At 56.8% G+C, this 18,871-nt stretch carries 20 protein-coding genes; 10 read left to right on the top strand and 10 right to left on the bottom strand.

Features of this window, described 5'->3' with window-relative positions; all coding sequences use genetic code 11:
• Nucleotides 1–33 precede the first annotated feature (33 nt).
• From sdaA to pabB, 3 genes are all read right to left on the bottom strand, one after another.
• Nucleotides 34–1,398 (bottom strand): L-serine ammonia-lyase, encoded by a 1,365-nt coding sequence (gene sdaA, locus INF73_RS14840; RefSeq protein WP_028013531.1) that lies wholly within the window; start codon nt 1,396–1,398, stop codon nt 34–36.
• 184 nt (nt 1,399–1,582) lie between these two features.
• Nucleotides 1,583–2,161, bottom strand: coding sequence for a CoA pyrophosphatase (locus INF73_RS14835; protein ID WP_028013530.1), 579 nt, complete (start codon nt 2,159–2,161; stop codon nt 1,583–1,585).
• Nucleotides 2,162–2,163: 2 nt separating this feature from the next.
• Nucleotides 2,164–3,492, bottom strand: a complete 1,329-nt coding sequence (pabB, locus tag INF73_RS14830) for an aminodeoxychorismate synthase component 1 (RefSeq protein WP_028013529.1) — start codon at nt 3,490–3,492, stop codon at nt 2,164–2,166.
• 61 nt (nt 3,493–3,553) lie between these two features.
• On the opposite strand from pabB, the gene INF73_RS14825 reads away from it, so the two are divergent.
• The gene (locus tag INF73_RS14825; RefSeq protein ID WP_008500497.1) at nt 3,554–3,736 is read left to right on the top strand and encodes a YoaH family protein; all 183 of its coding nucleotides are present in this window, start codon (nt 3,554–3,556) and stop codon (nt 3,734–3,736) included.
• A gap of 6 nt (nt 3,737–3,742) precedes the next feature.
• Here the strand turns inward: INF73_RS14825 and INF73_RS14820 are convergent, their stop codons facing one another.
• Entirely contained in the window at nt 3,743–4,087 is a 345-nt protein-coding gene (locus tag INF73_RS14820; RefSeq protein ID WP_028013528.1) for a RidA family protein, read from the bottom strand.
• 133 nt (nt 4,088–4,220) lie between these two features.
• Here INF73_RS14820 and INF73_RS14815 point away from each other — a divergent pair, with 133 nt between their 5' ends.
• The 5 genes from INF73_RS14815 to rnd all read left to right on the top strand — a co-directional run bounded on the left by INF73_RS14815 (nt 4,221) and on the right by rnd (nt 10,600).
• A complete protein-coding gene (locus INF73_RS14815; RefSeq protein WP_182035259.1) occupies nt 4,221–6,131 on the top strand; it encodes an ATP-dependent DNA helicase in 1,911 nt (636 codons plus the stop codon).
• 66 nt (nt 6,132–6,197) lie between these two features.
• Nucleotides 6,198–6,893: a tRNA (adenosine(37)-N6)-threonylcarbamoyltransferase complex dimerization subunit type 1 TsaB gene (tsaB, locus tag INF73_RS14810; RefSeq protein WP_047367799.1), complete on the top strand. Its 696-nt coding sequence runs from the start codon at nt 6,198–6,200 to the stop codon at nt 6,891–6,893.
• A gap of 37 nt (nt 6,894–6,930) precedes the next feature.
• On the top strand, nt 6,931–7,512 hold the full coding sequence (locus tag INF73_RS14805; RefSeq protein ID WP_041909497.1) for a Slp family lipoprotein: 582 nt from the start codon (nt 6,931–6,933) through the stop codon (nt 7,510–7,512).
• Nucleotides 7,513–7,715: 203 nt separating this feature from the next.
• On the top strand, nt 7,716–9,401 hold the full coding sequence (gene fadD, locus INF73_RS14800; protein ID WP_072252102.1) for a long-chain-fatty-acid--CoA ligase FadD: 1,686 nt from the start codon (nt 7,716–7,718) through the stop codon (nt 9,399–9,401).
• 71 nt (nt 9,402–9,472) lie between these two features.
• Nucleotides 9,473–10,600, top strand: a complete 1,128-nt coding sequence (gene rnd, locus INF73_RS14795; protein ID WP_028013523.1) for a ribonuclease D — start codon at nt 9,473–9,475, stop codon at nt 10,598–10,600.
• 74 nt (nt 10,601–10,674) lie between these two features.
• Here rnd and minE read toward each other — a convergent pair whose 3' ends face one another.
• From minE to minC, 3 genes are read right to left on the bottom strand one after another with little or no spacing between them, the layout of a single operon-like run.
• A complete protein-coding gene (gene minE, locus INF73_RS14790) occupies nt 10,675–10,944 on the bottom strand; it encodes a cell division topological specificity factor MinE (protein ID WP_010432714.1) in 270 nt (89 codons plus the stop codon).
• Nucleotides 10,945–10,947: 3 nt separating this feature from the next.
• Entirely contained in the window at nt 10,948–11,760 is an 813-nt protein-coding gene (gene minD, locus INF73_RS14785) for a septum site-determining protein MinD (protein ID WP_045260291.1), read from the bottom strand.
• A gap of 23 nt (nt 11,761–11,783) precedes the next feature.
• Nucleotides 11,784–12,491: a septum site-determining protein MinC gene (gene minC, locus INF73_RS14780; RefSeq protein ID WP_028013521.1), complete on the bottom strand. Its 708-nt coding sequence runs from the start codon at nt 12,489–12,491 to the stop codon at nt 11,784–11,786.
• A gap of 123 nt (nt 12,492–12,614) precedes the next feature.
• Here minC and INF73_RS14775 point away from each other — a divergent pair, with 123 nt between their 5' ends.
• From INF73_RS14775 to INF73_RS14765, 3 genes are all read left to right on the top strand, one after another.
• Nucleotides 12,615–12,890 carry a YcgL domain-containing protein gene (locus tag INF73_RS14775; protein ID WP_041909499.1) on the top strand — a complete coding sequence of 92 codons (276 nt, stop codon included), beginning with the start codon at nt 12,615–12,617 and terminating at the stop codon, nt 12,888–12,890.
• Between the two features lie 47 nt (nt 12,891–12,937).
• Complete coding sequence (locus tag INF73_RS14770) at nt 12,938–13,597, top strand: fumarylacetoacetate hydrolase family protein (RefSeq protein ID WP_193540572.1); 660 nt, start codon at nt 12,938–12,940, stop codon at nt 13,595–13,597.
• Nucleotides 13,598–13,690: 93 nt separating this feature from the next.
• Nucleotides 13,691–14,131: a YcgN family cysteine cluster protein gene (locus INF73_RS14765; protein WP_028013518.1), complete on the top strand. Its 441-nt coding sequence runs from the start codon at nt 13,691–13,693 to the stop codon at nt 14,129–14,131.
• A 33-nt stretch (nt 14,132–14,164) separates the two neighbouring features.
• Here the strand turns inward: INF73_RS14765 and dsbB are convergent, their stop codons facing one another.
• Nucleotides 14,165–14,695: a disulfide bond formation protein DsbB gene (dsbB, locus tag INF73_RS14760; protein WP_028013517.1), complete on the bottom strand. Its 531-nt coding sequence runs from the start codon at nt 14,693–14,695 to the stop codon at nt 14,165–14,167.
• Nucleotides 14,696–14,741: 46 nt separating this feature from the next.
• Nucleotides 14,742–16,280: a sodium/proton antiporter NhaB gene (gene nhaB, locus INF73_RS14755; protein WP_048998676.1), complete on the bottom strand. Its 1,539-nt coding sequence runs from the start codon at nt 16,278–16,280 to the stop codon at nt 14,742–14,744.
• 201 nt (nt 16,281–16,481) lie between these two features.
• On the opposite strand from nhaB, the gene fadR reads away from it, so the two are divergent.
• Complete coding sequence (gene fadR, locus INF73_RS14750; RefSeq protein WP_028013515.1) at nt 16,482–17,201, top strand: fatty acid metabolism transcriptional regulator FadR; 720 nt, start codon at nt 16,482–16,484, stop codon at nt 17,199–17,201.
• Nucleotides 17,202–17,246: 45 nt separating this feature from the next.
• On the opposite strand, the gene INF73_RS14745 is transcribed toward fadR, so the two are convergent.
• The gene (locus tag INF73_RS14745; protein ID WP_023293929.1) at nt 17,247–18,779 is read right to left on the bottom strand and encodes a SpoVR family protein; all 1,533 of its coding nucleotides are present in this window, start codon (nt 18,777–18,779) and stop codon (nt 17,247–17,249) included.
• Between the last annotated feature and the right edge of the window lie 92 nt (nt 18,780–18,871).

Here is an 18,871-nt window from a genome sequence, read left to right as displayed (position 1 = left end):
GCCCATCCGTTGCGGATGGGCGAAAGAGAGGGATTAGTCGCACTGCACCTTAATGGCCAGACCGCCGCGCGACGTTTCACGGTACTTCGCGTTCATGTCTTTGCCGGTTTCGTACATGGTTTCGATAACCTTATCCAACGACACGCGTGGTTCGCTGGTACGGCGCATCGCCATGCGCGAGGCGTTAATCGCTTTGACGGAGGCAATCGCGTTACGCTCAATGCACGGCACCTGCACCTGGCCTGCGACCGGATCACAGGTCAGACCGAGGTTATGCTCCATGCCAATTTCCGCCGCCACGCAAACCTGTTCAGGGCTTGCGCCCAGCAGCTCGGCCAGACCGGCCGCCGCCATGGAGCAGGCCACGCCTACTTCACCCTGACAGCCCACTTCAGCGCCTGAAATGGACGCGTTCATCTTGTACAGCGCGCCGATAGCGCCTGCCGCGAGGAAATAACGGATATAAATATCCGGCGTCACAGGCTCGATAAAGTGATCGTAGTAGGCCAGCACCGCCGGAACGATCCCGCACGCGCCGTTGGTTGGCGCAGTCACGACGCGCCCCCCCGCGGCGTTCTCTTCGTTCACCGCCAGAGCAAACATGTTCACCCAGTCAACTACGTTCATCGGGTCGTTAGAGAATTTGTCCGTGGTCACCAGCATACGGCGCAGGGCAGAGGCACGACGCGGCACGCGCAGTGGCCCTGGCAGTACGCCTTCGGTGTTCATCCCGCGATCGATACAGGCGCGCATGGTTTGCCACACGTTGGCAAAATAGTCTTCGATCTCTTTTTTGCTGTGCAGCGCCAGCTCGTTCTGCATCACCATGCCGGACAGCGACAAACCGGTCTCTTTGCAGTAGCCCAGCATCTCGGTGGCCGATTTGAACGGATAGGGCACGTTCACGTCGCCCGCGCTCTCTTTACCGAAATGCTCTTCGTCAACGATGAAGCCACCGCCGATGGAGTAGTAGGTTTTGCTGTAGATCTCTTTTTCGCCGCTCCAGGCGTGGATAGTCATGCCGTTTTCATGCAGCGGCAGGTTGTCGCTGCGAAAACGCATGCCGTCATCCTGCGGGAAATCCACTTCGTGCTGACCGTTAGCCAGCAGCAGGCGACCGCGCGCTTCCACGTCGCGGATGAATGCCGGGATGGCATCAATATCAACAGTGTCCGGCATATTGCCCGCCAGACCCATAATAATGGCGATATCGGTGTGGTGGCCTTTACCCGTTAATGACAGTGAACCGTAAACGTCTACGGCGACACGGGTAACGCTTTCCAGTAATCCTTTTTCGACCAGATCATCGACGAACTGTTTACCGGCCTTCATCGGCCCTACAGTGTGGGAAGAAGAAGGACCAATCCCCACTTTGAACATGTCGAATATACTAATCACTTTCACACTCCTGACAGGGTTACCGGGGTTCCAGTAACGATGTTATAACTGCGCATAGTGTAAGAGGGAACACCAACCTCGGCTTAACTATTCACATGAATTAAACTAATGGTTAACGATGGGTTTTGCTAATAGCGCGACGCGGATCGCAAACCTGCAAAAAAGGCTGGAATGTAAAGTATAGTCAAGGCTTCAGGCCGATTTGTAGCGCCAGTTCACGAATGATGCCCGCCGTCATGCCCCAGACAAAATAATGCTGATACCAGGACAACCAGACCCGATGGTCGTGCCCCCGGCGATGGATATCCAGCGGATGATAGCGGCTTAGCCGGAGCGCCTCTTCAAGCGGCATCTCAAACACCGCAGAAACTTCGTCGACGCTGGCGTGATACTGAAGATTGGGGGGGATAATGCCGACGACCGGCGTGACCTGAAAGCCGGTCACGCTGTCGACGGGCGGCAGCACGCCGATGACTTCCACCGCGTCAGGCGGGATCGCCACCTCCTCCTGCGCTTCCCGCAGCGCGGCGGCAATCAGCGACGCATCGGTGCTGTCCACCGCCCCTCCCGGAAAGGCCACCTGACCGGCGTGTTTGCGCATATGCGGCGAACGCTGCGTAAGCAGCAGGCCCGGCTGTTCCCGGCGCACCACCGGGATCAGCACCGCCGCCTGACGCTGATTCAGCGTGGCGCGGTTGACCTGCGGCCGTAGCAGCTGAAAGCGCGACAGAAAATCATCCAGCGTCAGGTTCTCTTTCTCCACCGTTAGTTCTCCAGTTGCTTCAGGATGCGGTTCACCTTATCAAAGGTTTCCTGATATTCCGCCTCGACCTGGCTGTCCGCCACAATGCCGCCGCCCGCAGAACAGTACAGATTGCCGCCGCAGGCCGTCAGCGTGCGAATGGTAATGCTGGTATCCATGGTGCCGCACAGGCTGATATAGCCGATGCTGCCGCACCAGGCGTTGCGGCGGTGCGGTTCCAGTTCGTCGATGATTTCCATGGCGCGAATTTTTGGCGCACCGGTGATGGAGCCACCCGGGAACGCGGCCCGGAGCAGATCGCAGGCGGTGCGAGAGGCGGGCAGACGCGCGGTGATGGTACTGACCAGATGATGCACTGCCGGGAAAGGTTCGACGACGAACAGCTCCGGCACGCGCACGCTGCCTGGTTCGGCGACCCGGCCAATATCGTTACGCATCAGGTCGACAATCATCAGGTTTTCGGCGCGATCCTTCGGTGACCCGGCGAGTTTCTCCGCCTGCTGGCGATCGGCGTCCGGATCGGCAAGGCGCGGCAGCGTGCCTTTAATCGGGCGGGTCTGAATCGTCCCTTCCGCCAGATGGATAAAACGCTCCGGCGACAGGCTGAGGATGGCCCCCTGTTCCAGACGTACAAACGCGCTGAACGGAGCCCTGTTGCTGGCATTGAGACGGGTAAACGCCTGCCACTCGTCCCCCTGGTATGCTGCCTGGAAACGCTGGGCAAGGTTAACCTGATAGCAGTCGCCGCTTTGCAGATAGGCCTGCACGCGGGAGAATTTTTCCGCGTATTCCAGCGCGGTCATGTTCGAGCGCCAGCCGGAGGTCAGGGTGAACGCTTCAGCTGGAGCAGGCTGTTGTGCCTCAAGCCAGGCCAGACGCGCCTGCACGTCATCATGGCTCAGCAGGGAGACCCTTTTTTTCTGGTGGTCCACAATCAACGCCCAGTCATACAGCCCCACGGCCATGTCCGGCAGGGCAATATCCGCCTGCGCATGCTCGGGCAGCATCTCGAAGCGGCGACCCAAATCGTAGCCAAACAGGCCCAGCGCGCCGCCCTGGAAGGGCAGGTCCAGGTTAGGGGTAGCGGATAAGCCCAGCGCGTTGATTTCCTGCTGAAGCTGCATCAGCGGATCGTCCGTCGTCGACAGATCGTCGGTCGTCAGCGTTTTCAGGGGATCGGCCACCAGAATATCGAAGCGGCTGTACGGGTGATCCGCATGGCCGGAGTGCAGCAGCATGGCAAAAGGAAGATGGCTCAGACGGGCAAACCAGAACTCAGCGGCGTCAGCGCGCCAGGGTAAGGTAACAACAGTGGGGAAGCGCATGTTCATGTATGGCATACTACCGGGCAGCGTGAAATAATTAGCGCGAATAATTTAGCAGGAGTTGACGATGTTTGCAGGTTTACCTTCTCTGAGCCATGAACAACAGCAGAAAGCGGTTGAGCGAATTCAGGAACTGATGTCCCAGGGGATGAGCAGCGGACAGGCGATTTCCCAGGTGGCGGAGGAGCTGCGCGCCACCCATACCGGCGAGCGGATCGTGGCGCGTTTTGAGGATGAAGATGAAGAGTAATCGGGCTTAAACAGCCGCGATAATCTTGATCTCAACCTTGTATTCCGGTTTCATCAGCGTGGCCTGTACGGTGCAGCGTACAGGCGCGTGACCCGCTACCACCCACGCATCCCAGGCTTTGTTCATCGCCGCGAAATCGTCTTTATTTGCCAGGAAAATGGTCGCATCCAGAATGCGGGATTTATCGCTGCCCTGTTTTTCCAGCACGGCATCAATCTGCGCCAGGGTATTCGCCGTCTGTTCGAACGCATCCGCGTCCAGATTTGACGGTACACCGGTGTAATACAGCGTCTGGTTATGGATCACCACATCAGACCAGCGGGCTTCGGCATCAATGCGCACAATTGTCATAAACGTTTCCTCGTTATTTTTCGTCGTCAGGCGGCAAGACTGCCATATTGTTCTGCCGTCGTCACTATTTGGGGTGGCACAGGAGAAGATGGGCTGACATAATCCCTGTGCAAAAATACAGTGAGAGAGCAACGTGGCAGACGATTTTTCCCCTGAAGGTCAATTAGCGCAGGCGATCCCCGGCTTCAAGCCCCGTGAGCCTCAGCGACAGATGGCGCACGCCGTTGCCCGCGCCATTGATCAGGCCCAGCCGCTGGTGGTTGAAGCCGGAACCGGCACGGGTAAGACCTATGCTTACCTTGCGCCGGCGCTGCGGGCGAAAAAGAAGGTGATAATTTCCACCGGATCGAAAGCGCTGCAGGATCAGCTCTACAGCCGCGACTTGCCCACGGTTGCGAAAGCGCTGAAATACAAAGGGCGTCTGGCCCTGCTGAAGGGACGCTCCAACTATCTCTGCCTGGAGCGACTCGAACAGCAGGCGCTGGCCGGCGGCGATTTGCCGGTACAAACCCTGAGCGACGTCATTATCCTGCGCGCCTGGGCGAACCAGACCGAAGAGGGCGATATCAGCACCTGCGCGAGCGTGCCGGAAGACTCCCCGGCCTGGCCGCTGGTGACCAGCACCAACGACAACTGCCTCGGCAGCGACTGCCCGCTGTATAAAGACTGTTTTGTAGTGAAAGCGCGCAAAACCGCGATGGACGCAGACGTGGTGGTGGTGAACCACCACCTGTTCCTCGCGGACATGGTGGTTAAGGACAGCGGTTTCGGCGAGCTGATCCCGGAGGCGGACGTGATGATCTTCGATGAAGCCCATCAGTTGCCGGATATCGCCAGCCAGTATTTCGGCCAGTCGCTCTCCAGCCGCCAGCTACAGGATCTGGCGAAAGATTTTACCATTGCCTACCGTACCGAACTCAAAGATACCCAGCAGTTGCAGAAGTGCGCCGACCGTCTGGCGCAAAGCGCGCAGGATTTCCGCTTACAGCTTGGCGAGCCGGGCTATCGCGGCAACCTGCGCGAACTGCTGGCGGACAAAAATATCCAGCGCGCGCTGCTGCTGCTCGATGATGCACTTGAGCTCTGCTACGACGTGGCGAAGCTGTCCCTCGGACGCTCCGCGCTGCTTGACGCCGCCTTCGAGCGCGCCACGCTCTATCGCGGGCGGCTCAAACGGCTAAAAGAGATCAACCAGCCGGGGTACAGCTACTGGTATGAATGCACCTCACGCCACTTTACCCTGGCGCTCACGCCGCTGACGGTGGCCGATAAATTCAAAGAGGTGATGGCGCAGAAGCCGGGAAGCTGGATCTTCACTTCCGCAACCCTGTCTGTAAATGACGATCTGCATCACTTCACCGAGCGCCTCGGCATTGAGCAGGCGGAATCACTGCTGCTGCCCAGCCCGTTTGATTACGAAAAGCAGGCGCTGCTCTGCGTGCCACGCAATCTCCCGCTGCCGAACCAGCCGGGCGCGGCGCGGCATCTCGCGGCGATGCTCAAGCCGATGATTGAGGCCAACAACGGGCGCTGCTTTATGCTCTGCACCTCACACGCCATGATGCGCGATCTCGCCGAGCAGTTTCGCGCCACCATGACCCTCCCGGTGCTGCTGCAGGGCGAAACCAGCAAAGGCCAGCTGCTGCAGCAGTTCGTCAGCGCCGGTAATGCCCTGCTGGTGGCAACCAGCAGCTTCTGGGAAGGGGTGGACGTGCGCGGCGACACGCTCTCGCTAGTGATCATCGATAAGCTGCCGTTCACGTCGCCGGACGATCCTCTGCTCAAGGCGCGGATGGAAGACTGCCGTCTGCGCGGCGGCGATCCGTTTGACGAGGTTCAGCTGCCGGATGCGGTCATTACGCTTAAGCAGGGGGTAGGGCGCTTAATCCGTGACGTCACCGATCGCGGCGTGCTGGTCATCTGCGATAACCGCCTGGTGATGCGTCCTTACGGCGCAACGTTCCTCGCCAGCCTGCCGCCCGCCCCGCGTACGCGGGACATTAAACGCGCGGTGCGTTTCCTGGCAAACCCAACGGCGGAGTAATTCGCTCCGGAGTGTGCTAAGATGCGCGCCATTTTGTGACTGACCCTTGCGAGAGCGCGACGACTGATGCGAATTCTGGCTATTGATACCGCGACAGAGGCTTGCTCTGTTGCTCTGTTAAACGACGGTGCTGTTTCTGCTCATTTCGAAGAGTGTCCACGGGAACACACCCAGCGTATTCTGCCCCTGGTAAAAGCCATTTTAACCCAGGGCAACACCACCTTAACCGACCTCGACGCGCTGGCCTTTGGCCGCGGCCCCGGCAGCTTTACGGGCGTGCGCATTGGGATTGGCATCGCGCAGGGGCTGGCGCTGGGCGCTGACCTGCCGATGATCGGCGTCTCTACGCTTGCGACGATGGCGGAGGGAGCCTGGCGCATGACGGGCGCGACCCGCGTGCTCGCCGCTATTGACGCTCGCATGGGTGAAGTTTACTGGGCGGAATATACCCGCGATGAAAACGGCGTCTGGCACGGCGAAGAGACGGAAGCAGTGCTTAAGCCTGAAGCCGTTACTGAACGCCTGAAGCAGCTGTCCGGCGAGTGGGCGACGGTCGGCACGGGCTGGCCGGCGTGGCCAGAGATGGCGAGCGGCACCGGCGTGACGCTGGTGGACGGCAACATGCTCCTGCCTGCGGCGGAAGATATGCTCCCGATTGCCCGTCAACTGCTTGCAGCAGGAAAAACCGTTGCCGTTGAACATGCGGAGCCGGTTTATTTGCGAAACACCGTCGCGTGGAAGAAACTTCCGGGCCGCGAATGAATCTCAGTAACAGGAACTGAGAAAAAGGAGTCGCATCATGGCGGTTCAGACTAAAGTAGTACGCCTTTTTATGGCAGGCGCGGTTGCCATAGCACTGAGCGGTTGCGTAACCGTACCTGATGCGATCAAGGGCAGCAGCCCGACGCCACAGCAGGATCTGGTTCGGGTAATGAATGCGCCCGAGCTTTACGTCGGCCAGGAAGCCCGCTTCGGTGGGAAAGTGATCGACGTGCAGAACCAGCAGGGGAAAACCCGTCTGGAAATTGCCACGGTACCGCTCGACAGCGGCGCGCGTCCCGTACTCGGTGAAGCCTCTCGCGGGCGTATCTATGCCGACGTTAGTGGTTTCCTCGACCCGGTCGATTTTCGCGGACAGCTGGTAACCGTTGTCGGGCCGATTACCGGTTCGGTGCAGGGCAAAATCGGCAACACGCCGTACAAATTTATGACCATGCAGGTGAACGGCTATAAGCGCTGGCGTATCGCCCAGCAGGTGGTGATGCCGCCTCAGCCAATCGACCCGTGGATGTGGGGTCCACATCCTTATCGTTACGGTTATCCGGGATGGGGCTGGTATAACCCGGGCCCTGCACAGGTGCAAACGATCGTAACTGAGTAACTTACTGTTATTGTTAAGAAAGAGACAGCGGCTCAGCCGCTGTCTCTGTTTTTTTACGGATAAAACGAAAAAAAAGAGTGACGCGCTTCGCAACCTGCAATCTGAACAATTAATAAACTGGTACGCTGAGTTAATATAATGTTAACAAACTGTTTATTATCGGGGCTGTGATGACGACGAACACTCATTTCAGAGGTGATGCATTGCAAAAGGTTTGGCTTAACCGTTATCCCGCAGATGTGCCTGCGGAGATCAATCCTGACCGTTATCAATCCCTGGTGGAATTATTTGAACACTCGGTACGGCGTTACGCAGACCAGCCCGCATTTGTGAATATGGGCGAGGTGATGACGTTCCGTAAGCTTGAGGAGCGTAGCCGGGCGTTTGCGGCTTATCTGCAGGAAGGACTTGGGCTGCAAAAAGGGGATCGCGTCGCGCTGATGATGCCGAACCTGCTGCAATACCCGGTGGCGCTGTTTGGCATCCTGCGTGCCGGGATGATTGTCGTCAACGTTAACCCGCTTTACACGCCGCGCGAGCTGGAACATCAGCTGAACGACAGCGGGGCGGTGGCGATTGTCATTGTTTCTAACTTTGCCCATACCCTGGAAAAAGTGGTCGACAAAACCCAGGTGAAGCACGTCATCCTGACGCGCATGGGCGATCAGCTTTCCACCGCCAAAGGGACGCTGGTTAACTTTGTCGTTAAATACGTCAAACGTCTGGTACCAAAATACCATCTGCCGGATGCTATCTCCTTCCGGCGCGCGCTGCATGCGGGCTATCGCATGCAGTACGTCAAGCCTGAAGTCGTCTCCGAAGACCTGGCCTTCCTCCAATACACGGGCGGCACCACCGGCGTGGCCAAAGGGGCGATGCTGACCCACCGCAACATGCTGGCAAACCTTGAGCAGGTTAATGCCACCTACGGGCCGCTGCTGCATCCGGGTAAAGAGCTGGTAATCACCGCGCTGCCGCTGTATCACATCTTTGCGCTGACCATGAACTGCCTGCTGTTTATCGAGCTGGGCGGGCAAAACGTATTGATCACCAACCCGCGCGATATCCCGGGTCTGGTTAAAGAGCTGGCAAAATACCCGTTTACCGCCATGACCGGGGTGAACACCCTGTTTAACGCGCTGCTCAACAACAAAGAGTTCCAGCAGCTTGATTTCTCCACGCTGCATCTCTCCGCGGGCGGCGGCATGCCGGTTCAGCAGGCGGTGGCCGAGCGCTGGGTGAAGCTAACCGGGCAATATCTGCTGGAAGGCTACGGCCTGACGGAGTGTGCCCCGCTGGTGAGCGTCAACCCGCACGATATCGACTACCACAGCGGCAGCATCGGCCTGCCGGTCCCGTCGACGGAAGCAAAGCTGGTGGATGATGAGGATAACGAAGTGCCTCACGGCGAGCCGGGCGAGCTGTGCGTCAGAGGGCCGCAGGTGATGCTGGGTTACTGGCAGCGTCCTGATGCGACTGACGAAATCATTAAAGACGGCTGGCTTCACACCGGCGATATTGCGGTGATGGATGACGAAGGCTTCCTGCGCATCGTCGATCGCAAAAAAGATATGATCCTGGTTTCCGGCTTCAACGTCTATCCGAACGAAATCGAAGACGTGGTGATGCAGCACAGCGGCGTGCTGGAAGTGGCGGCGGTGGGCGTTCCTTCCGGCAGCAGCGGTGAAGCGGTGAAGATATTTGTGGTCAAGAAAGATCCTTCTCTTACCGAGGAAGCGCTGATAACGTTTTGTCGCCGTCAGCTGACGGGCTATAAGGTGCCGAAGCTGGTGGAATTCCGCGATGAGCTGCCGAAATCCAACGTCGGGAAGATATTACGACGAGAATTACGTGACGAAGCCCGTGCCAAAGTAGACAATAAGGCCTGAGCTTCACGTTAATCGCCCAGACGCCGGTTAAGCCGGCGTTTTTTATGGGCGCAAACAAAAGAGAATCCGATTTGAATTACCAGATGATCACGACCAACGACGAGCTGGCTTCGCTGTGCGAAGTGACGCGCGACTTTCCTGCCATCGCTCTGGATACCGAGTTTGTCCGTACTCGCACCTATTATCCACAGCTGGGTTTGATACAGATGTACGACGGTAAGCACGTCTCGCTGATCGACCCGCTCGGCATTACCGACTGGGCGCCGATGCGTGACCTGCTGCTGGATACTGCGGTAACGAAATATCTGCACGCGGGCAGTGAAGATCTGGAAGTCTTTCTTAACACCTTTGGCATCATGCCTCAGCCGCTGATTGATACGCAGATCCTCGCGGCGTTCAGCGGCCGTCCGCTGTCGTGGGGCTTTGCCGCCATGGTGGAGGAGTACACGGGCCTGACGCTGGATAAAAGTGAATCCCGTACCGACTGGCTGGCCCGTCCGCTTACCGAGCGTCAGCTGGAATATGCGGCGGCAGACGTGTTTTACCTGCTGCCGATTGCCGGACAGCTGATGAAAGAGGCGGAAGCCTCCGGCTGGCTGTCTGCCGCGCTGGACGAGTGCCGTATGACGCAGCAGCGTCGCCAGGAAGTGGTTGACCCGAAAGAGGCCTGGCGTGATATCACCAACGCCTGGCAGCTTCGCACGCGTCAGCTGGCCTGCCTGCAGCTGTTAGCGGACTGGCGTTTGCGTAAAGCGCGCGAGCGCGATCTGGCCGTGAATTTTGTGGTGCGTGAAGAGCATCTCTGGGCGGTCGCGCGCTATATGCCGGGCAGCCTGGGCGAACTGGACAGCATTGGCCTTTCCGGCAGCGAGATCCGTTTCCATGGTAAAACCCTGCTGGCGCTGGTCGCCAAAGCGCAGGCGCTGCCGGAGGACGCACTGCCTGAAACGCTGCTGAATCTCATGGATATGCCGGGCTATCGTAAAGCATTTAAGGATATCAAAGCGCTGGTGCAGGATGTCGCAACGGAAAGCAAGCTGAGCGCTGAACTGCTGGCGTCACGCAGACAGATTAACCAGCTGCTGAACTGGCACTGGAAGCTGAAACCGCAGAATGGCGTGCCGGAACTGATGGCTGGCTGGCGCGGGGTATTGATGGCCGATCGCCTGAATACCTTGCTGGAAGGTTATCCGCGATAAAAATATGCCGGGCGATATACCCGGCATATTCTCCCCGGTGGCGCTGCGCTTACCGGGGCTACGACACCAGGAACCTACGGACGCGACTCTTCCGCTTCCGGAAGCGTTACGTTCAGCTCCAGAATCGAAATATCCCCGTCTTTTTGCTCCAGCTGTACGGTGACCATCTCCGGGTCAATCTGCACATACTTACAGATCACTTCCAGGATGTCCTTGCGCAGCTGCGGCAGGTAGTGAGGCTCGGCGTCGCTACGACGACGCTCCGCAACGATAATTTGCAGGCGTTCTTTTGCGATGTTGGCGGTGCTTTTTTTCCGCGAGAGAAAAAAGTCCAGTAATGCCATAACTTATCCTCCGAACAGGCGTTTGAGGAAACCTTTCTTCTCTTCTTCAATGAAGCGGAAAGGACGTTCTTCTCCCAGCAGACGGTCAACGGTATCGGCGTAAGCTTTACCTGCATCTGCCGTTGTATCAAGGATCACGGGCTCGCCCTGGTTAGAGGCGCGTAATACGGACTGGTCTTCCGGGATAACGCCAACCAGTTTAATGCGCAGGATCTCCAGCACGTCTTCCATGCTCAGCATGTCACCTTTGTTTACGCGACCCGGGTTATAGCGGGTCAGCAGCAGGTGCTCTTTGATCGGATCCTGGCCATTTTCCGCACGGCGGGATTTGGAGGCCAGAATACCGAGAATACGGTCGGAGTCACGCACGGAGGAGACTTCCGGGTTGGTGGTGATGATCGCTTCATCAGCAAAGTAGAGCGCCATCAGGGCACCGGTTTCGATGCCGGCAGGGGAGTCACAGACGATGAAGTCGAACTCCATTTTTTTCAGCTCGTCGAGCACCTTTTCCACGCCGTCACGGGTCAGGGCATCTTTATCACGCGTCTGAGAAGCCGGAAGAATGAAGAGGTTCTCGGTGCGCTTGTCTTTAATCAGCGCCTGGTTCAGCGTGGCATCGCCCTGAATGACGTTCACGAAGTCATATACGACGCGACGCTCACATCCCATGATGAGGTCGAGGTTACGCAGACCGATATCGAAGTCGATAACGACGGTTTTCTTTCCCTTCTGGGCCAAACCAGTAGCGATGGCCGCGCTGGAGGTGGTCTTGCCAACGCCTCCTTTACCCGAAGTAACAACAATAATGCGTGCCATAGAAATTCCTTGTTAAAAAGGGATTAATTCAACGGTTGAACGGTCAACGCGTCGTCTGCCAGAAGCAGGCGAGCCGCTTTGCCATAAAATTCGGCTGGGATCTTGTCGCTCAGCCAATATTCACCTGCGATGGACACCAGTTCCGCCGTCAGATGAGTACAAAATATTTGCGCGTCCCGATCGCCACTTGCGCCCGCGAGCGCACGTCCACGCATCATACCGTAAACGTGAATATTGCCATCTGCAATAAGCTCTGCGCCAGCGCTGACGTGGCTTGTAACAATTAGATCACAGTTTGGCGCATAAATGCGCTGACCGGAACGAACCGGCACATCAATCATTCGCGTTTTTGTGAGAGCGGTAACGTTTTGCGCCGCAGGAGGGGGCGTTTGTACGGCAGCGGGTGCTGCACGTGGGGTTTTTTCTTTGCCTTCATTAAGAAGAGGCAGCCCCGCACGGTCGATTTCCGCTTTCAGCTCGGGATCTTTGCAGCCGCTGATGCCGACAATACGCAGCCCGGTAGAGGAGACCGCCTGCTGGAGACGTGTCCAGTTAACCGGCGCCTCAAGACCGCTGACGTTGATGACGACGGGGGCGTGCTTCAGAAAGGCGGGAGCCTGGGCGATTTTGTCTTCTAACGCCTGACGAATAACCTCGGGTTTTGCATCATGCAAATGAACCACTGATAAGGTGAAGCTACTGCCTTTAAGCTCGATGGGCGTGTTTGACATCCTGGCCTTACTCAATTTGCTATTAACCGCAACCATTCGCTGCGATATTCCGAAGAGTATCAGGCATGTTATAGTCAGGAGTATATTGAGGCAAGCAACCACCCATTAATTCAGAGTAAAAACATGTTTTGTGTGATCTACAGAAGTACAAGCCGTGACCAGACCTATCTTTATGTCGAAAAGAAAGACGATTTTTCACGCGTGCCGGAAGAATTAATGAAGAACTTTGGCCGACCACAGCTGGCGATGCTGCTGCCGCTGGACGGCCGTAAGAAACTGGTGAATGCCGATCTGGAAAAAGTGAAAACGGCATTAGCCGAGCAGGGCTATTATTTACAGCTTCCACCGCCGCCTGAGAATTTATTAAAACAGCACCTCGAGGCGTCCGGGAAAAAATAGCCTCAGCTGTTTTCGGGCATAACACATCAACCGATTAGGGGTCGAGCATGTATCAACATCATAACTGGCAAGGTGCATTACTGGATTATCCCGTCAGCAAAGTGGTCTGCGTGGGCAGCAACTATGCGAAGCATATTCAGGAGATGGGCAGCGCAACCCCAGAAGAGCCGGTCCTGTTTATTAAGCCCGAGACGGCGCTATGCGACATCCGCCAGCCGCTGGCGCTGCCGCAGGGGCTGGGGTCGGTACATCACGAAGTAGAGCTTGCCGTGCTGATCGGCGCCACGCTGCGCCAGGCTTCCGAAGAGCATGTCGAGAAAGCGATTGCCGGCTACGGCGTGGCGCTGGATCTGACCCTGCGCGACGTGCAGGGCAAAATGAAGAAGGCAGGGCAGCCGTGGGAAAAAGCCAAAGGCTTTGATAACGCATGTCCGATTTCAGGGTTTGTTCCGGTGAATGAATTTACCAACGATCCGCAGGACACTCCGCTCAGCCTGAAGGTTAACGGCGAGATCCGCCAGCAGGGCACCACGGCAGATATGATCCACAAGATCGTGCCGCTGATCGCCTACATGAGCCGTTTCTTCACCCTGAAGCCGGGCGATGTGATCCTCACCGGCACGCCGGAAGGCGTGGGCCCGCTCGCCAGCCGCGATGAGCTTGAGGTCGGTTTTAACGGCCTGTCGCTAAAAACCCGCGTGCTGTAACCGCATCTTGCCGCCTGCAAAGGGCGGCAAAACTTGCAACCACGTGCCAGACTCGTTATAAGGTGCGCTTTCTTTTGACGTGTGGACATCCTGATGAACGACATTCCTTTCTGGCAAAGCAAAACTCTTGACCAAATGACCGACGCGGAGTGGGAATCGTTGTGCGACGGCTGCGGGCAGTGCTGCCTGCACAAGTTGATGGATGAAGACTCCGATGAGATCTATTTCACCAACGTCGCCTGCAGGCAGCTGAACATTAAAACCTGCCAGTGCCGCAACTACGAACGCCGCTTCGAGTTCGAGCCGGACTGCATCAAGCTCACCCGTGAAAATCTGCCGACTTTTGAGTGGCTGCCGCACACCTGCGCGTATCGCCTGCTGGCGGAAGGGAAAGATCTACCGGCCTGGCATCCTCTGCTGACCGGTTCAAAAGCGGCGATGCACGGCGAGCGTATCTCGGTACGCCACATTGCGGTGAAGGAGTCCGAGGTACGGGACTGGGAAGATCACATCATGAATCACCCTAATCGGTGATAATAAAAAACCCGCCGGGGCGGGTTTTTGCTTTTACCTTCCAAACAAATCGCGTTTCTTCGGTTTGAACGGCTGAGCGATCAGCACCAGCAGCGCCACGACGAAGTAGGCCACAAAAATGCCCACCAGCCACTGCGGCATCTCCAGCGTCAGGAATTCCCACTGACGTACGGAGCAGTCACCGGATGCGACAAACACCTGCGGAAGCCACTTATCCAGCGGCAACCAGCTCGGGAAGCGGGCGGCGAAATCACAGGTCATAAACGGTGACGGATGCAGCTGCATCATGGTGTGCTGCCAGGAAAGCTCAATACCTTTCCAGGCGCTGTACAGCCAGATGGCAATACCGACGTAGCGCAACGGCGTTTTTGGGGCAATTGCGCCCACCAGGCCTGCACCCATAATGCCGAACAGCGCGCAGCGCTCGTAGATGCACAGCACGCAGGGCTTGAGTCCCATCACGTGCTGGAACCACAGCGCAACCATTTCCAGCGCAAAGGCGGTCAGGGCCATCAACAACCACGCTCCGCGACCGCGGGAGCACTGGTTTAAAAATCTCAACATAATCATTTCCCTGGAACATGCTTAGAAAGCGCAGTGTAAACGAATTTTAATGCGCCGCAAGTATACCCGCTTGTAGCAGCCATTGCGTACAGGGAACGAGAGTAATTTTGATGCACAGCAAACCAACAACGGTGAGCACCAGCGTGTACGGCAGCGCCATCCAGACCATTCTTCCATAAGAAAGCCGTATGAGCGGTGCCAGCGCCGAGGTCAGCAGGAAGAGAAATGCCGCCTGGCCGTTAGGTGTTGCAACGGAGGGCAGGTTTGTTCCGGTGTTGATGGCTACCGCCAGCAGGTCGAACTGCCCGGTACTGACGATCCCTTGCTCCATCGCCGCTTTGGCCTCATTGATATACACCGTCCCGACAAAGACGTTATCGGAAATAGAGGACAACAGACCGTTAAAGAGATAGAACAGCGTAAGCTGCGAGTCCGGCGAGGCCTGAAGCACAAACGCGATAATCGGTGCGAAAAGGTGTTGGTCAATAATCACCGCCACGACCGCAAAAAAGACCGCCAGCAGCGCGGTAAACGGCAGGGCTTCGGTAAAGGCTTTACCAATAGCATGTTCGTCCGTTACCCCGCTAAAGGTGGTAGCAAGAATAATGACGGAGAGGCCAATCAACCCGACTTCGGCAAGATGCAACGCCAGCGCGGCGATAAGCCAGATGCCGATGATCCCCTGCGCAATCAGACGCAGCGTCTCCTGGCGCGTACGCTGTTTGCGGCTCTGCTCGTCAAATTTATGCAGTTCATTGCGGACCGGTTCAGGCAGCTGTGCGCCGTAGCCGAACAGCCTGAATTTTTCGACCAGAATGCAGGTCGCCAACCCGCAGACCAGCACAGGCACGCTGACGGGGGCCATGCGCAGGAAAAACTCGCCAAAATGCCATTCAGCCGCTTTCGCGATGATCAGGTTTTGCGGCTCGCCCACCATGGTCATCACGCCGCCCAACGCCGTACCGACCCCTGCGTGCATCATCAGGCTGCGCAGAAACGCGCGGAACTGTTCCAGCACGTCGCGGTTATGCGCCTCGACGTGGCTATCGTCCTGTAAATCCTCACTTGGGCGAGAGGAGGCCACGCGGTGATAAATGCCGTAAAATCCGACGGCGACGCTGATCACCACCGCGACAACGGTGAGCGCATCCAGGAAGGCCGACAGAAAGGCGGCGGCAAGGCAAAACGCCAGCGAGAGGATCGTTTTTGACGTAATGCTCAGCAGCAGGCGGGTAAAGATAAACAGCAGCAGCTGTTTCATAAAGTAGATACCGGCCACCATAAAAATGAGCAGCAGGAGCACTTCCAGATTGGAGGCCAGCTCTGCTTTTACATGCTCTGCGGACGTCATGCCGATGACAACGGCTTCAAACGCCAGCAAACCGCCGGGCAGCAGGGGATAACACTTCAGCGCCATGGCCAGGGTGAAGATAAATTCCGCCACCAGCAGCCACCCGGCGATAAACGGATCCACGCTAAAAATGATGGGATTAACGACCAGGAAAACCAGCAGTATCAGTTTGTACCAGTCAGGAGAATGGCCTAAAAAATTGCGCCACAGCGCGCGCCCAAAAGAAATTTCCACAACAGACGTCCTTCCCGTTAAGTAATACAAAACATCAGTATACGCAAAAATCGTGGCCCGGAGGCGGATAAGACCGCATTGTAAATTTCACAAAAATGAAACGGCGATCCCTCTTTTCTCACTTTGCCGCGCTACCTGCCGTTGCACGCCTCTGGTATGATGAGTCCAATTTGCAAAAAGCTGTGTAATGGAAATCTCACTATGGTCATTAAGGCGCAGAGCCCGGCGGGTTTCGCGGAAGAGTACATCATTGAAAGCATCTGGAATAATCGTTTCCCTGCGGGGTCCATTCTTCCGGCTGAACGCGAACTCTCTGAACTGATTGGCGTCACTCGCACCACGCTGCGTGAAGTGCTTCAGCGACTGGCGCGTGATGGATGGTTGACGATCCAGCACGGCAAGCCAACAAAGGTAAACAACTTCTGGGAAACCTCGGGGCTGAACATTCTTGAAACGCTGGCGCGCCTCGACCACGAAAGCGTGCCGCAGCTGATTGATAATCTGCTCTCCGTGCGCACCAACATCGCGACTATTTTTATTCGTACCGCTTTCCGTCAGCATCCTGAAGATGCGCTTGCGGTGCTGGCCAGCGCGAATGAAGTTGAAGATCACGCCGACGCCTTTGCCACCCTCGATTACAACGTGTTTCGCGGCCTGGCGTTTGCCTCCGGCAACCCGGTTTATGGCCTGATCCTCAACGGTATGAAAGGGCTCTATACCCGCATTGGTCGTCACTACTTCGCTAACCCTGAAGCCCGCAGTCTGGCGCTGGGCTTCTACCATAAGCTGAGCAAGCTCTGCACCGAAGGCCTGCACGATCAGGTTTATGAAACCGTACGCCGCTACGGCCACGACTCCGGTGAAATCTGGCACCGTATGCAGAAAACGCTGCCGGGCGATTTGGCGATTCAGAGTCGCTAAAATAAAAAACCTCTCAATCGAGAGGTTTTTTTTCGCCCGGTGGCGCTACAGCGTATTCAACCGCGCCGGGCAGCGTTCCAGCAGCTCGACGCTGCCGTCCTCATTCTGCTGCTCCAGCTGCACGTCAAAGCCCCACAGGCGGTGCACGTGCTTCAGCACCTCTTTACGTCCTTTATCCAGCGGCGCGCGGTTGTGCGGGATATAGCGCAGCGTCAGGGAGCGGTCGCCGCGCAGGTCCACGTTCCACACCTGAATATTGGGTTCAAGGTTGCTCAGGTTGTACTGGGAGGAGAGGCGGGAGCGGATCTCCCGGTATCCTTCCTCGTTGTGGATCGCGGAGATCTCCAGATAGTTGTTGCGGTCATCGTCCAGTACGGTGAAGAAGCGGAAATCGCGCATGATCTTCGGCGACATGAACTGGCTGATAAAGCTCTCATCCTTAAAGTCGCGCATCGCAAAATGCAGCGTTTCCAGCCAGTCAGAACCGGCGATATCCGGGAACCAGTACTTGTCCTCTTCCGTTGGCGACTGGCAGATGCGCTTAATATCCTGGAACATCGCAAAGCCCAGCGCATACGGGTTAATCCCGCTGTACCACGGGCTGTTGTAGGGCGGCTGGAACACCACGTTAGTATGGCTGTGGAGGAATTCCATCATGAACCGCTCGGTGACTTTCCCCTCGTCATACAGATGGTTGAGAATGGTGTAGTGCCAGAATGTTGCCCAGCCTTCGTTCATCACCTGGGTCTGTTTCTGCGGATAGAAATACTGGCTCACCTTACGCACGATACGCAAAATCTCGCGCTGCCACGGCTCCAGCAGCGGGGCGTTCTTCTCCATAAAATAGAGCAGGTTTTCCTGCGGCTCGGACGGGTAACGACGCGCTTCGGCAATCGTTTTTTCCTCCTCACGCTTCGGCAGGGTGCGCCACAGCATGTTCACCTGGCTCTGCAGATACTCCTCGCGGCTTTTCTGCCGGGCTTTCTCCTCCTGCAGTGAGATTTTCTGCGGGCGTTTATAGCGGTCCACGCCGTAGTTCATCAGCGCGTGGCAGGAGTCGAGCAGCTTCTCTACCTCGTCCACGCCGTAGCGCTCTTCGCAATCAGTAATATATTTACGGGCGAAGATCAGGTAATCGACGATGGAGCTGGCGTCCGTCCAGCTGCGGAACAGATAGTTATTTTTAAAGAAGGAGTTATGGCCGTAGCAGGCGTGCGCCATCACCAGCGCCTGCATGGTAATGGTGTTCTCTTCCATCAGATAGGCGATACACGGGTTGGAGTTAATGACGATCTCATACGCCAGCCCCTGCTGGCCGTGCTTGTACAGCCGCTCCGTTTCAATGAATTTTTTACCAAACGACCAGTGCGGATAGTTGATCGGCATCCCGACGCTGGAGTAAGCGTCCATCATCTGTTCGGAGGTAATCACCTCAATCTGATGGGGATAGGTATCCAGGCGATACAGTTTTGCCACCCGGTCGATTTCGGCGAGGTAGACATCCAGCAGCTCGAAGGTCCAGTCGGGTCCATCGCTCAGACGTGTGTTGTCCTTGTTCAGGGAATCAATAGTAGCCATTAGCGCGCCCTCGTTGTGGGTGCTCTCTCTGTCTGGAGAGCCTCCTTTCAAGCATAGATCAACGTGTTAAAAAGCGTGCTGGCGCAGAAATT

This window comes from Enterobacter cloacae complex sp. P6RS (assembly GCF_014982245.1).
Taxonomy (GTDB): Bacteria; Pseudomonadota; Gammaproteobacteria; order Enterobacterales; family Enterobacteriaceae; genus Enterobacter; species Enterobacter bugandensis.
Note: the sequence above shows the minus strand (reverse complement) of the source record. Positions and strands in the feature narration are given on the sequence as shown.